At 69.0% G+C, this 13,559-nt stretch carries 13 protein-coding genes; 11 read left to right on the forward strand and 2 right to left on the reverse strand.

Going from position 1 to position 13,559, the window contains the following annotated elements; genetic code table 11:
* The first annotated feature begins 14 nt into the window (after positions 1–14).
* Positions 15–1,160 carry a thiamine-phosphate kinase gene (gene thiL / locus C5B85_RS05275; protein ID WP_104284986.1) on the forward strand — a complete coding sequence of 382 codons (1,146 nt, stop codon included), beginning with the start codon at positions 15–17 and terminating at the stop codon, positions 1,158–1,160.
* Here the strand turns inward: thiL and rsmD are convergent.
* Complete coding sequence (rsmD, locus tag C5B85_RS05280; protein ID WP_104285158.1) at positions 1,109–1,720, reverse strand: 16S rRNA (guanine(966)-N(2))-methyltransferase RsmD; 612 nt, start codon at positions 1,718–1,720, stop codon at positions 1,109–1,111. The two genes, thiL and rsmD, sit on opposite strands and share 52 nt — an antisense overlap.
* Before the next feature lie 106 nt (positions 1,721–1,826).
* Here rsmD and C5B85_RS05285 point away from each other — a divergent pair, with 106 nt between their 5' ends.
* The 10 genes from C5B85_RS05285 (at position 1,827) to mutM (ending at position 12,791) form a co-directional block, all read left to right on the forward strand.
* Positions 1,827–2,888 carry a MoxR family ATPase gene (locus tag C5B85_RS05285; protein ID WP_104284987.1) on the forward strand — a complete coding sequence of 354 codons (1,062 nt, stop codon included), beginning with the start codon at positions 1,827–1,829 and terminating at the stop codon, positions 2,886–2,888.
* A 60-nt stretch (positions 2,889–2,948) separates the two neighbouring features.
* Positions 2,949–4,214, forward strand: a complete 1,266-nt coding sequence (locus C5B85_RS05290) for a DUF58 domain-containing protein (protein WP_146077853.1) — start codon at positions 2,949–2,951, stop codon at positions 4,212–4,214.
* Positions 4,211–6,679 (forward strand): transglutaminaseTgpA domain-containing protein, encoded by a 2,469-nt coding sequence (locus tag C5B85_RS05295; RefSeq protein WP_104284989.1) that lies wholly within the window; start codon positions 4,211–4,213, stop codon positions 6,677–6,679. The genes C5B85_RS05290 and C5B85_RS05295 overlap by 4 nt, the downstream gene beginning before the upstream one ends.
* Positions 6,679–8,829: an ATP-dependent DNA helicase RecG gene (locus C5B85_RS05300; protein ID WP_104284990.1), complete on the forward strand. Its 2,151-nt coding sequence runs from the start codon at positions 6,679–6,681 to the stop codon at positions 8,827–8,829. The genes C5B85_RS05295 and C5B85_RS05300 overlap by 1 nt, the downstream gene beginning before the upstream one ends.
* 49 nt (positions 8,830–8,878) lie before the next feature.
* Positions 8,879–9,649, forward strand: coding sequence for a copper resistance CopC family protein (locus C5B85_RS05305; protein WP_104284991.1), 771 nt, complete (start codon positions 8,879–8,881; stop codon positions 9,647–9,649).
* A 108-nt stretch (positions 9,650–9,757) separates the two neighbouring features.
* Positions 9,758–10,258, forward strand: coding sequence for a pantetheine-phosphate adenylyltransferase (gene coaD, locus C5B85_RS05310; RefSeq protein WP_068484299.1), 501 nt, complete (start codon positions 9,758–9,760; stop codon positions 10,256–10,258).
* A 62-nt stretch (positions 10,259–10,320) separates the two neighbouring features.
* A complete protein-coding gene (locus tag C5B85_RS05315; protein WP_258070600.1) occupies positions 10,321–10,920 on the forward strand; it encodes a DUF177 domain-containing protein in 600 nt (199 codons plus the stop codon).
* 41 nt (positions 10,921–10,961) lie between these two features.
* A complete protein-coding gene (rpmF, locus tag C5B85_RS05320; protein ID WP_068484295.1) occupies positions 10,962–11,165 on the forward strand; it encodes a 50S ribosomal protein L32 in 204 nt (67 codons plus the stop codon).
* A 10-nt stretch (positions 11,166–11,175) separates the two neighbouring features.
* Positions 11,176–11,919: a ribonuclease III gene (gene rnc / locus C5B85_RS05325; RefSeq protein ID WP_104284993.1), complete on the forward strand. Its 744-nt coding sequence runs from the start codon at positions 11,176–11,178 to the stop codon at positions 11,917–11,919.
* A 2-nt stretch (positions 11,920–11,921) separates the two neighbouring features.
* Complete coding sequence (gene mutM, locus C5B85_RS05330; protein WP_104284994.1) at positions 11,922–12,791, forward strand: bifunctional DNA-formamidopyrimidine glycosylase/DNA-(apurinic or apyrimidinic site) lyase; 870 nt, start codon at positions 11,922–11,924, stop codon at positions 12,789–12,791.
* A 45-nt stretch (positions 12,792–12,836) separates the two neighbouring features.
* Here the strand turns inward: mutM and C5B85_RS05335 are convergent, their stop codons facing one another.
* Complete coding sequence (locus tag C5B85_RS05335) at positions 12,837–13,559, reverse strand: MBL fold metallo-hydrolase (RefSeq protein WP_104284995.1); 723 nt, start codon at positions 13,557–13,559, stop codon at positions 12,837–12,839.

Consider the following 13,559-nt stretch of genomic DNA (forward strand, 5'->3'; position numbering starts at 1 on the left):
GCTATCGTGAACGGGTGCCTGCTCTCCCCGACGAAGCCGACCGCCGCCCTGTCCCTGCTCGCGCCCACGCCGCCCTGACCGTGGGCGAGTGCGGCGAGACCGAGCTGCTGCGGCGCATTCTCGCCAGGGTCCCCGCGGCCGACGCCGCCATGCTCGGGGCGGGCGATGACGCCGCCGTGCTCTCGGCCGGTGACAGGCGCGTGGTGATCACGACCGACCTCATGATCGAGGGGCCCGACTTCCGGCTCGCCTGGTCGTCGGCCCGCGACCTGGCGCGCAAGGCCTGCGCTTCGAACCTCGCCGATGTCGCGGCGATGGGTGCAGTCCCGACGGCCATCACGGTGGCGCTCGCACTGCCGGGTGAGACTTCGGTCTCCTGGGTCGAGGAACTCGCGGAGGGCTTCGCCGAGGGCCTCGCCGAAATGGCTCCAGGCTGCGGCGTCATCGGCGGCGACCTGTCGACAAGCGGGCAGCTCACGATCGCGATCACCGCGTTCGGCGATCTGCGCGGGGGCGAGGCGGTGCGGCGGTCCGGCGCTCAGCCCGGTGATGTGCTTGCGCTCAGCGGGCCGGCCGGGCGCAGCGGCGCGGGACTCTCGCTCCTCTACTCGCTCGCCAGGGATGCACGAGGCACCGCGCTCGCCGAGGGCATCGCGGCCCTCCGCTCGCGGGGTGACGCGGTGGCCTCGCTCGTGGACTGGCATCTCGCGCCGACGATCGACGCCTCGCTCGGGCTGGCGGCCCGAGACGCAGGGGCGACGGCCATGATGGACGTCTCCGACGGCCTCCTCCTCGACGCCACGAGACTGGCCAGGGCCAGTGGCGTGCAACTGGATATCGAGACCTCGACGCTCCTGTCCGACGTCGAAGCGGTCGAAGCCGCGCTGACCGCCGCGATGCCAGGGCTTGACGCTGACGAGCGGCAGGCACGCGCCCGAGAGCTCGTGGTGGTCGGCGGCGAAGACCACGGCCTGCTCGCGACCTTCCCTGCCGGGGTGACACTGCCGGACGGCTTCAGGGCGATCGGTCGCGTGCATCCGCTGCTCGACGACGACACCTCACGCGTCCTCGTCGATGGTGAGCCGAGGGAGGCTCGAGGCTGGGACCCCTACGCCTGGGACTTCTCGTCGTCGGACTCTTCGACGGGGCTCGCCTCGTAGCTGTAGACGATCGTTTCACCGTAGGACTTGCGGCGCAGCGCCTCGAAGCTCTCCGGCACGACGGGTGCGGGGGAGCGCGACCCGCGCTCGATCACGACGACCGCCTCCGGCGCGAGGTGCGGTACGAGGGCATCAAGCGCTTCCGTGAGCTCGGGCTCGCCCAGCTCGTACGGGGGGTCGATGAAGACGAGCTCGAAGAGCTGGCCGGGGGGCGTCCGCAGGAAGCTCGACACGGAGTTCTGCGCGATTCGCGACGTCACCGTGCGGCGCCCCTGCTCGCGTGCCACCCGAGCCAGCAGCTCGGCGTTCGCCCGCAGCACGTTGGCTGCCGACTTCGACTGCTCGACGAGCACGGCGGTGGATGCGCCTCTGCTGAGGGCCTCGAACGCGAGCGCACCGGAACCGGCATAGAGGTCGAGCACGGCGATGCCGCCGAGGTCGAGCAGGGATTCGAGCGAGGAGAACATCGCCTCACGGACGCGGTCGCTCGTGGGGCGCGTGCCGCTCTTGGGGACGGCGAGCGAGTGGCCCCTGGCGGCTCCTGCGATGATGCGTGTCACGCAGCGATCGTAGCCGCGGGAGCGGAGTGCCATGCACAGCGGAGAGCGGCTGGCCGAACTTGTCGGGGGTGCGTGGAATGATGGGCACTTGAATTCGGAGGTGGCCATGGAATACGGCAACAGCGCGGAAACCGCAGCAGCGGGGGCCCTGCCTGCTCAGCGGACTCCTTCTGCAGAGCGAGCTGGACGAACGCGCGCATCGAGCACGACTGTCGCACTGCAGGAAGGCGCACGGCAGATCCGCGAGAGCGTGTCTTCGGTCATCTCCGGCAAGGACGAGCAGGTGCACCTCGCCGTCGTCGTGCTCCTCGCGGGGGGCCACCTGCTGGTCGAGGATGTGCCTGGCGTCGGCAAGACGGTGCTCGCGAAGACGTTGGCCGCGGCAATGGACTCGAGCGTGAGCCGCATCCAGTTCACTCCGGACCTTCTGCCTTCCGACGTCACGGGCGTCGCGATCTACGACCAGGTCGAGCGCCGCTTCGAGTTCCAGCAGGGCCCCGTGTTCGCGAACGTCGTCATCGGCGACGAGATCAACCGTGCCTCGCCGAAAACCCAGTCGGCGCTGCTTGAGTGCATGGAGGAAGGGCAGGTCACGGTCGACGGCGTGACTCACAAGCTCCCAGCGCCCTTCACGGTGTTCGCGACCCAGAACCCCTCGGAGATGGAGGGAACGTACGCGCTGCCGGAGGCGCAGCGAGACCGCTTCATGGCGCGCATGTCGATGGGCTACCCGGAGCGTGACGACGAGCTGGCCATGGTCGACCGACGCGACTCGAGCGACCCCCTCGCGAGCGTGCGCGCCTCGCTGAGCGCGACCGACGTGTCGAACATGATCGAGCAGGCCTCGCGTATCTACGTAGCACCCGCCATCAAGCAGTACATCGTCGACCTCGCGCGGGCCACCCGCGAGTACGCTGACGTGCGCGTCGGCGTCAGCCCGCGGGCAACCCTGCACCTGGTCCGTGCTTCGCGGGCGGCCGCGGCCGTCGCCGGTCGCGACTTCGTGGTGCCAGACGACGTCGCGAAGCTCGTCGGTCCGGTCTTCGCGCACCGGCTCGTGCTGAGCGCCCGAGGGTCGCGCGGCACTGCTGCCTCGGCGTCCGCCGCCCGCATCATCGATCAGATCTCACAGCAGATCGCCGTCCCCACGAGCGCGGCGACCGCGTAGCGCGTGGCGACGAGGCGTATCGAGAGGCGGCTCAGGCCCACCAGCCGTGCCATCGGCCTGGTGGTGGTCGGCGTGCTGCTGGCGGCCGCGGCCGTCGTGTTCGGCCGCGGCGAGCTGCTCGCCCTTGGCGGCTTCCTCGTTGCGCTGCCCCTCGTCGCCTTCGTCCTTCGCCTCATCTGGCGTCCGCGCCTCGACGCAGAGCGCACCATCTACCCGACGACGCTGGCCGTCGGAGACCGGATGCGCGTGGTCACCGAAGTGCGCAACCGCTCCTGGATCGCACTCGAGCCGAGCTCCTACATGGACCTCCTTCCTGGCGCCGAGCCTTCGAGCGTCGGCGGCGTGCTGCCCGCGATCGGGTCGCGACTCAACCGCAACGAAGACAAGCGGCGTCGTCGGGTCGCCTACGGTGTCGACTCCATGCGCCGCGGCGTCCACGAGGTCGGCCCGCTGTTCTTCGACAATGTCGACGGCCTCGGGTTGACGAGGCGGGTACTCAAGATCGGCGAGGCGACCTCGGTCGAGGTCTGGCCGCGCGTCGTCGAGCTCCCGGCCATGTCGGTGCCGAGCGGCAAGAGCGGCGGCGAGGTCGAGGCTGGTGTCGCACAGTCGGGCGACTCCGACGACGTGCTCACGCGCGACTACCGGCGAGGAGACCCGCTCCGGCGCATCCACTGGCGTGCGACGGCGCACGCCGGGGAGCTGCGTGTGCGCCAGGAGGAGCACCATGCTGAGGACACGTCGGTCGTGATCCTCGACACGAGCGAGGCCCTGGCAAGCGAGGAGCCGAGAGCTCCGCTGACGCTCATCGACCTCATGAACGAGCAGAACGCGCCCGCGACCGCCGTCGATGCCGAGTTCGAGCTCGCCGTCTCGCTCGCCGCCTCGGTGCTCGCGCGCTTCCACCGCTTCGGCTACGAGACCGAGCTGTTCGAGACGCACGCCGACCCAGAGGGCGATACCGAGAGCACGCGCACCCCGTCAGAGGAGGCCCTGGAGGGGGTTATGCGCCGCCTCATGCTGACGCAGCCCCACTCGCTAGACGCCGAGCGGCGCGAGGCCTGCGCCGAGGTCGTCGACGACATCTCCCGCATTGCGCGCACGCCCGTCGTGTACGTGCACAGGCACCTCGGGGGAGACGGACTGAATGCCATCCGCTCGATCTCGTCGTTCGCAGCCCCTGCGCTCGTGCTCATCGTCTCCGCGAAGCCCGTGCCGCCCGCCACCCTGAAGTCGTTCACCGAGGCGGGCTGGAACGTCGCCGTCTACTCACCCGCCCGAGCCAAGCCGTTCACGCCGGTGCTCGAGCTGGAGGCCACCGCATGAGCACGCAAGCGACGACAACGGCGCAGATGCGTCGACGCCAGGGCTGGAAGGGCACGCCGGGAGCAAACGGCTCGTGGGTGGTCACCGTCTCCCTCGCGATCCTGATCTTCAGCGCGACGAACCTGCTCTGGCCGATCTTCGACACGAACACGTGGTCAGCGAAAGCCATCGTCCTCGTCACGATCATGCTCGGGGCGGCGGCGCTCGTGCGCACCTTCACGGGCTCGCAGCTGTGGGCGCTCATCGCCTCGATCGTCGGCGGTGTCGTCGTGCTCGTCGGATTCACCGGGCGCGGGTCGCCGCGCGCAACCGTCGAGGGCTGGGGCGCGCTCGCCGATCAGCTCGTCGAGCAGCTGCGCTCCGACGCCGCGCCGCTGCGCGAGACCGAAGCTATGACGATGCTCGTGCTCATCGGCGTCGCTGTCATCGTGGTGCTCTGCGACTTCTTCGTCTTCGGCATCAGGGGCCGCTCGCTTGCGATGCTGCCGTTGCTCGCCTTCCCGCTCATCCCGATGGCGCTCGGCATCGACGCCTTCGATGGCTGGGCCTACGTGTTCGCAGCGCTCGCGCTCGCGGTCTTCCTCTACGCGGTCTCGAGCTGGCACCAGCGGGTGCACGATGAGGAGCTCTCGTATCAGGGCTTCCTTGTCGACAACCGAGGCCTCGCCGGCCTCGGAGGGGCGCTTGCCGTCACCGCGGTCTCGCTTGTCGCCGTGCTCGTCGCCTCGACGGTCGTCCCGGCGCCCACCGGCATCGACGCCATCCGGCAGGCCTCGACCTCCGGCCTCTCCACGAACCGCGCGAACCCGATCATCGACCTCGGCGAGGACCTGCGCCGCAACAACCCTGTCGAGGTGCTCCGCTACGCCACGACGACCGACCAGGGCTCGCTCCCGTACCTGACGCTGCAGACGCTCAGCGACCTGAGCGGAAGCGACGACTGGATGCCGGGCGCCTTCGACGGGAACCTGCCTATCGACGGCGGTGACCTGCCCCTCCCCGCCGGCGTCACGGCGGGGGCGCAGTCCAGCGAGTTCACGACGCGCATCGTGCTGGGCGACGGCGTCAGCTCGTTCCTCCCACGCCCAGGCTTCGCGGCCAACGTCATCGATCTGCAGGGGGAGTTTCTCCTCGATGAGCAGACCGGCGACGTGCGCAGCGCAAACGATGAGGCACTCGCGCAGAACTACGAGATCCAGACGGTCGTGCCGACGCCGAGCTTCGAGGTCATCTCCCAGCTCGACGTCGAGGTCCCGCCCGAGCTGGAGCCCCTGACGCAGGTGCCTGAGGGGCCGAGCGCCGACCGCATCCGCGAGGTTCTCAGCGGGATCGTCGACGAGAGCGCGCCGGACGGCACCCAGGCGCTGCAGCTGCAAGCGTTCTTCGCCGACGGATTTGCCTATTCGGAGACCGCGCCGGTCCAGCAGGGGTACGACGGCACGAGCCTCGACGTCATCGCCGAGTTCCTGGAAGCTCGCGCGGGCTACTGCGTGCACTACGCGTCTTCGATGGCGGTCATGGCCCGCATGCTTGGCATTCCCTCCCGAATCGGCGTCGGCTTCACGCCCGGCTCCGCTGGTGAGCTGAACGCTGAGGGCCAGCCGGTCTACACCGTGACCAGCGATCAGCTGCACGCGTGGGCCGAGCTGTACCTGCCCGGACACGGCTGGGTCATGTTCGAGACGACGCCGGCGGGCGCGCTCGGCAATCTCGTCGCACCCGGCCCCGGCGAGACGACGGCGCCCACCACCGACCCGTTCGAAACGACGACCCCGAGCCCGACGCCCGTCGAGACCGAGAGCACGGGCGCACCAACCGCGCCGCCAGAGACGCCCACCCCGACCCCGACGGCGACTGACGGCACGGAGAGCGCGGGGGAGCAGGAGAGCGACGAAGCTGAGGTCGACCTCACCGCCCTGTTCGTCACGCTCGCGGTCATCGCCGGCCTGCTCGCCGTCGTCGCGCTCCTCCTCATTCCCGCCTTCCTCCGCGGTGCCAGGCGTCGCGCGCGGAGGGTCGCGGTCCTCACTGGCTCACCGCCGCAGCACCCGAGCCCGGGCGGCGCCGCCTGGCAGGAGGTGTCCGAGAGCGCGGTCGACTACGGCGTCCGTCTCCCTGCCGGGCTCACCCCGGAAGCGGTTGTCGACGCCATCGCGCGTGCCACCCAGGCCCCGGAAGGCCAGGAAGCTGCAGGCACCCACTCCGACACAGATCCGGATGCAGCCGTCACGACAGCCGCCGCGGGGCAGACGAGCGAGGCTCGGGCAGCGCTCGACCGCATCAGGGTGGAGCACGAGCATGCGGCGTTCGCTGACCCCGGTAGCGGGCAGTCGCTGACCCCTGAGCAACGCGCGGAGCTCTGGAATGATGTCCTCGTGGTCCGTTCAGCGCTCCGTTCCTCAGCCATGCCCGCTGCGCGCCGCCGGGCGGTGCTCGCGCCAGCCTCCCTGTCAGGGAGACGCTGATGGACGCCATCGGCCTCGAGACGCCGCTCGAGGACGTCCTCGGGAAGCGTGACGCCCAGCAGATCAAGAAGCAGCTCGACGTGACGACGGTCGCCGGGATGCTCGAGCACTACCCTCGCCGCTACGCGCGCCGAGGCGAGATGACGGCCATAGAGTCGCTGCCGCTCGGCGACCACGTCACGCTCGTCGCCCGAGTGCTGCGTGTCAATGATCGGCAGATGCGCGCGAGGCGCGGCTCCATCCTCGAGGTGGAGATCACGGATGAGAAGGGCATCGTCTCGCTGACCTTCTTCAACCAGAGCTGGCGGGCGAAGCAGCTGCAGCCAGGCGTGACGGGGATCTTCTCGGGCAAGGCCTCCGCCTACCGGGGAGCGATCCAGCTCGCCCACCCCGAGTACGAGCTGTTCGAGAACGCGCCGCTCGACGCGCTGTCCGAGCGACGCGACCAGTGGCTCAAAGAGCCGATCCCGATCTACCCCGCGACGGCCAGCCTCCCGACGTGGAAGGTCGCCGCCGCCGTCCAGGCCGTTCTCGAGGCGGTCCCCTTCCTGCGCGACCCCGTGCCCGTCGAGACACGCGCCATGTTCGGGATGTACAGCTACGACGAGGCGATGCGGGCCATCCACCAGCCCGAGACGTTCAAGCTGCTCGAGCGTGCCCGTGAATCGCTGCGCTTCACCGAGGCGTTCGTGCTGCAGGCCGCGCTGCTCCAGCGGCGCGCCATCTCCGAGCTTGTCGCCGCCCGAGCGAGGACCGACGAGATCGGGCCGATGCTGGCGGCGTTCGACACGCTCGTGCCGTTCGACCTGACGCCGGACCAGAAGACGGTCGGCCGCCAGATCGCGAAGGACCTCGCGCGTGGTGTGCCGATGCACAGGCTTGTGCAGGGTGAGGTCGGCTCGGGCAAAACGCTTGTCGCGTTGCGAGCCATGCTGCAGGTGGCCGATGCAGGCGGCCAGTCGGCGATGCTCGCGCCCACCGAGGTGCTCGCCTCGCAGCACTACCGGTCCATCATCGATTCACTCGGGCCGGAGCTGGCCGAGCAGCTCAAGCCGACGCTCATCACGGGCAGCATGCCCAAGGCCGAGCGGAAGCGCGCGGCGCTCCGCGTCGTCGCCGGCGAGGCGAAGATCATCGTCGGCACGCACGCGCTCCTGAGCGACGACGTCATGTTCGACGACCTCGGGCTCGTCATCGTCGACGAACAGCACCGATTCGGCGTCGAGCAGCGCGAATCGCTGCGCGCGAAGGGCGCCCAGCCCCCGCACCTGTTGGTACTCACCGCCACGCCCATCCCGCGCACGGTGGCCATGACCATCTTCGGAGACCTCGACATCTCGAGCATCGTGACGATGCCGAAGGGGCGCCAGAAGATCGAGACGTTTGTCGTCGCGACCCGCGAGCATCCCCACTGGCTCGAACGCGCGTGGCAACGGGTCGCCGAGGAAGTCGACCGGGGAAGGCAGGCGTTTGTCGTGTGCCCGGCCATCGAGCCCTCGGAACCGGCAGTGCCCGCGGAGGGCGAGGAGGCACCCCACCCGATCGCGGCAGTCATGGAGCTCGCCCCGACGCTTGCCGTGCATCCGCTCTTCGCCGGCAAGCGCGTCGCCGCAGTGCACGGCGCCATGCCGAGCGACGAGAAGGATGCCGCTATGCGCGCCTTCGCGGACGGCAAGATCGATGTGCTCGTCGCCACGACGGTCATCGAGGTCGGCGTGAACGTGCCGAACGCCTCCGTCATGATCGTGATGGATGCGGACCGCTTCGGCGTCTCGCAGCTCCACCAGCTGCGGGGTCGCGTCGGCCGAGGCGAGCACCCTGGGCTGTGCCTGCTCGTCTCGAACTCCGAGGAGGAGTCGACGGCGCGCGAGCGCATCAACGCCGTGGCGGAGACGCTCGACGGGTTCGAGCTCGCTGAACGCGACCTCGAGCTGCGCCGCGAGGGCGACGTGCTCGGAACGGCGCAGTCCGGTGGGCGCACGTCCTTGAAGCTGCTCAGGGTCATCGAAGACACCGACCTGATCCGCTCGGCGAGGGACGAGGCGGCCCTGCTTGTCAACGACGACTGGAGCCTGAAGCGCTGGCCCGACCTGACCGCCGCCATCGGGAGGCACAGCTTCGAGGAGCGGGAGTTCCTCGGGAAGTCCTGACTCGCCCTCGGCCTCTGGCTGCCGTCGGGCACTGGCCTACGATGGTCGGGTGACCTCTTCCTCCTCTGCACACGCGCTCCGGATCGCCTCCCGCCTCATGCTGGCGGCGATGCTGGCCTTCTTGGCGCTCGCGCTTGGCCTCGGATCGCAGTTCGCGTCCGCGCACGACCAGCTGGTCGACTCGAGCCCGTCCGCTGACGAGCAGGTGGATGTGGCCCCGGCGAGTGCGACGTTGACCTTCTCGGCGGAGGTGCAGGCCGAGGGCACGCTCGGGCCGCAGCTTGAGCTGTTCGCGGTGAGTGCCGTCGAGGAGACGGCAGTCGCCTTCGAGTCGCCCGCGACCGTCGACGGCACGGCTGTCACACAGCCCCTCCCCGAGCTGGCAGCAGGAAACTACTCGCTCAACTGGCAGGTTGTCTCCTCCGACGGCCACCCGATCTCCGGCACGATCCCCTTCACGGTTTCGGTCGGCGTTGCCTCGAGCGCTGACGCGCAGCCGTCCGAGTCCGCCTCTGGCGGCTTCGGGGCTGCAGAGAACACGCAGGGCTCCACCCTCACGAACAACGACGCAGGCGCTTCAGCCGAGACCGAGCAGTCCAGCACACCCGCTCCTGCTGACTCCGGCATCCCGCCGTGGGCCTGGGTGCTCATGGGTCTTGCCGGCATCTCCGTCGTGCTTGTCTCGTTCATCCTCTTCCGCCGCAAAGCTGCGGACCTCGAGGCCAGCCGCAAGCCACAGTCCGACAAGCCACAGTCCGACGACCCACAGTCCGACGACCCGAGGGCTGACGGGCTCGACGACACGCCCAAGGGGCTCTGACGGAGAACGGTCCCGTCCCTCGCTGTTCTGGCGCGAGGTTCCGCTCGCTCGCCGGAATGAGGTGCTGCGGCGCGCGACGCGCAGGATGCGCCCCGTAGTCTTGTCGGCATGAGCAGAATCGCTGTCGTTCCGGGCTCGTTTGATCCGGTGACCCTTGGCCACCTCGATGTCATCCAGCGCGCCGCCACGGTCTTCGAGGAAGTGCACGTCGTCGTCGTCCACAACCCGGACAAGCACGCGCTCCTGCCTATCTCCCGACGTGTGGAGCTCATCGAGCAGGCGGTCTCGGCGACCGGCATCCGCGGCAACGTGCGTGTCGCATCGTGGAGCGTTGGCCTGCTTGTCGACTACTGCACCGACGTGGGGGCGAAGGTCATCGTCAAGGGCATCCGTTCGCAGGCAGATGTGACGTACGAGACGCCCATGGCGATCGTGAACCGAAACCTCGCACGCGTCGAGACGATGTTCATGTTGCCCGACCCGAGCCACGCGCACGTCTCCAGCTCGTTGGTCCGCCAGGTCGCCGGCCTCGGGGGCGATGTCTCGCCGTACGTGCCGCGGGTCGTCTACGAGTACCTGCAGGGCGACACCGACACCTCCATCGAGTAGGGCTCGGGATGCACTCCGAGCTGAGGGCGTACAATCTCCCGGTGACTTCCTCTCCGTACCTCGTGAACATCGCGACCATCGTGGGCAAGGCCGGCACGATGCGCACGCTCGAGCTCGACTTCGATGCGCCTGAGCGCATCGGCGAGGGGCTCGGCTACATCGAAAAGGGCACGCCGGTTGAACTCGACGTGCGTCTCGAAGTGCTGCACGACGGAATCCTGGCGACAGTGGGCCTCGCTTCGCGCATGAGCGGGGAGTGCAGCAGGTGCCTGACACCCCTGGACGAGCCGCTTCAGGTCGATTTTGCAGAGCTTTTCGCGTATGCTCGCGACGAAGCCCTCGAGTACGAGGTTCACGACGACACTGTCGACCTTGAACCGCCCGTTCGCGATGCGGTAGTGCTAGCACTGCCATTCCAGCCGGTTTGTCGGCCGGACTGCCTCGGCCTAGATCCCGAAACCGGCGAGAAGCTGGTGGAGCCGCTCGAAGAGCAGGCGCCCGCGGTTGACCCGCGTTGGGCAGCGTTGGCAGAGTTTGGCGCTTCAACAGAAGCAGCCGAGGAACCAGCAACGGGTTCTGAGGAAGCCGCGGATCCTCGCGAGACAGATTCTCGTGAGAATGTGCGCAACCATGATTACAAGGGGGAGCCGGGCCAGAACTGAGCCCGCCTCCCTGCACGATGAAAGATGAAAGGTAGACGCCGATGGCTCTCCCCAAGCGCAAGATGAGCCGCTCGAACACGCGTTCGCGCCGTTCGCAGTGGAAGGCCTCCGTGCCGACCCTCGTCAAGACCGTTGAGAACGGCAAGGTCACCTACAGCCTCCCGCACCGCGCGAAGGTTGTCGAGGACGCAGCTGGTACTCCGCTGTTCTTCGAGTACAAGGGCCGCAAGGTCGCAGACGTCTGATCCTCGCGTCATGCACGACGTGAAGATCATCGACCCCGACGCCGCACCGTCAGCTGAGCTGGCAGGCGGCCTCGGGGTCGACTTCGTTCCCGCGCTCCTCGAGCTCGCGCTGACCCACAGGTCGTATGCGGTCGAGAACGGCGGTATCCCCGACAATCAGCGCCTCGAGTTCCTCGGCGATTCGATTCTCGGGCAGGCCGTGACGGTCATGCTGTACCGCACGTACCCCGACTACACGGAGGGGCAGCTGTCGCGTCTGCGCGCATCCCTCGTGTCGACGGTGGCGCTTGCTGAGATCGCGCGAGGAATCGACCTCGGCGCCTTCCTGCACCTTGGCCGTGGTGAGCACCTCACCGGCGGCAATAACAAGGACTCGGTGCTGGCCGACACGATGGAAGCCGTCATCGGCGCCGCCTATTTGTCGGCCGGTGTGGACGTCGCGACCGAGCTGATTCTGCGCCTTGTCGAGCCGAAGCTTGCCGTCGTGTGGCGCCTCGGTGCTGAGCAGGACCCGAAGACCGCCTTGCAGGAGCTCGCCGACACCCGCGGTGCTGAGCCGCCGAGGTATGAGGTCGAGGGCTCCGGGCTCGAGCACGACCGCAGCTTCACTGCGACGGTGACGGTGCTCAAGAAGAAGCGCGTGCTCGCGCAGGCTCAGGGGGTCGGTACGAGTAAGAAGCAGGCTGAGGTGGCCGGTGCGCTTGCCGCCTGGCACCAGTTGAACGAGGGCGACGGCGCCCCTTCGGTCTCCTAGCCGTGCCCGAGTTGCCTGAAGTCGAGGTTGTCCGCCTCGGCCTCGCGCCCGCGGTGACGGGGGCGACGGTGTCTGCCGTCGAAGTGCTCGACGAGCGTTCGCTGCGCCGCCATGCCGGGGACTCGACTGACTTCGTGGGCGCCCTGGAAGGTGCGCGCATCCAGGCTGTCTCGCGGCGAGGCAAGTACCTGTGGATGCCGCTCGAGGGGCGCGACGAGGCGCTGAGCGCACACTTGGGCATGAGTGGCCAGATGCTGCTGCGCACCGCGGATGCGGCCGACGACCGGCACCTGCGGGCGCGCATTCGTGTCGATGGTCCGGCTGGCGACTTCGTGGTCGCGTTTGCCGACCAGCGCGTGTTCGGCTCGCTCGCGATCGACCGTCTCGTGCCGACCGTGGACGTCGCGGGGGAGCATGTTCCGTCGCAGGTCGCGCACATCGCCCGGGACCCGCTCGATCCGAACTTCGACGACGACGCCTGGGCCGCGGCGATGCTGCGGCGGAAGACGGGCGTGAAGGGGGCGCTGCTCGACCAGACGCTCATCTCCGGGATCGGCAACATCTACGCGGATGAGGCGCTCTGGCGCGCACGCCTGCACTACGCGCGCAGTACCGCGGGCCTCTCGCCGTCGAAGGTGCGGGAGCTGCTGCAGCACGTGCGCGAGGTGTTCGCGAAGGCGCTTGCCGAGGGCGGTACGTCCTTCGACGCGCAGTACGTGAACGTCAACGGGCAGGCGGGCTACTTCGCGCACTCGCTGAAGGTGTACGGGCGCCAGGGGCAGCCCTGCCCGCGGTGCGGTCGCCCTATCGTGCGCGAGAAGTGGATGAACCGAAGCTCGCACTTCTGCGAGAAGTGCCAGCGCGAGCGGTAGTCGCTCCAGCCCGCGACGTCGGCTCCGCTCGGACGAGCACTGCGGTCAGCGTCGGCCTGCGGCCACCGACTCGACTGCCGCCACCGCCGCATCCACTCCCTCGCTCCACGGGGCACCGTGGCCGGGCAGCACCCACTTAGCTTTGGTGCTGACGATGGCCTGCAGGGATGCGATCGCTTGGGCGGGCTCGTCGGTGAATGGGGCCGGCTGAGGGCCTTCCGTGCCCGTGAGGACGTGGCGGGTGGTGAGCCCGTCGCCCACGAAGACCGCATCCGCTGCCGGCACGTACACGGCGATGCTGCCCTCGGAGTGGCCGGGCATGCTGATGATCCGAGGCGATCCGGGCAGGTCCAGTGTCTCTCCGTCGTGCACTTCGACCACCTCGGTCAGCCACTCGGTTCGTGCGCCACCCTTGCGCAGCGTGTAGGCGGCGAACCCGAGGAGGGGGCCGAGCTTCATCGACTGCTTCGCGGTGGCCGGCTTCGGACCGCCCTTCGCCCGTTCCGCGTCCCCGGCGTGGATGAAGACCGGTACACCGTGGTCGCGTCGGAGGCGCTCCGCGAAGCCCACGTGGTCGGAGTCGCCGTGCGTGAGGATCACGCCCCTGACATCGTCGACCGTGAATCCCAGCGTCGCGAGCTCCGTCACGAGCTCGCGCCAGTGGCCGGACAGGCCCGCATCGATGACCGTCACGCCCTCCGGCGTCACGACGAGGTAGGCGGCCACGATGTTGTTGCCGATGCGGTGCAGCGAAGCGTCGAGTTTCAT

The organism is Pseudoclavibacter sp. AY1F1 (assembly GCF_002931075.1).
Taxonomy (GTDB): Bacteria; Actinomycetota; Actinomycetes; order Actinomycetales; family Microbacteriaceae; genus Pseudoclavibacter.

Excerpts from the sequence above, each read along its gene's own strand:
- C5B85_RS05295 (WP_104284989.1), top strand. The coding sequence starts at position 4,211 with ATGAGCACGCAAGCGACGACAACGGCGCAGATGCGTCGACGCCAGGGC.
- C5B85_RS05300 (WP_104284990.1), top strand. The coding sequence starts at position 6,679 with ATGGACGCCATCGGCCTCGAGACGCCGCTCGAGGACGTCCTCGGGAAG.
- rnc (WP_104284993.1), top strand. The coding sequence starts at position 11,176 with ATGCACGACGTGAAGATCATCGACCCCGACGCCGCACCGTCAGCTGAG.
- C5B85_RS05285 (WP_104284987.1), top strand. The coding sequence starts at position 1,827 with ATGGAATACGGCAACAGCGCGGAAACCGCAGCAGCGGGGGCCCTGCCT.
- rpmF (WP_068484295.1), top strand. The coding sequence starts at position 10,962 with ATGGCTCTCCCCAAGCGCAAGATGAGCCGCTCGAACACGCGTTCGCGC.
- coaD (WP_068484299.1), top strand. The coding sequence starts at position 9,758 with ATGAGCAGAATCGCTGTCGTTCCGGGCTCGTTTGATCCGGTGACCCTT.
- C5B85_RS05335 (WP_104284995.1), bottom strand. The coding sequence starts at position 13,559 with ATGAAACTCGACGCTTCGCTGCACCGCATCGGCAACAACATCGTGGCC.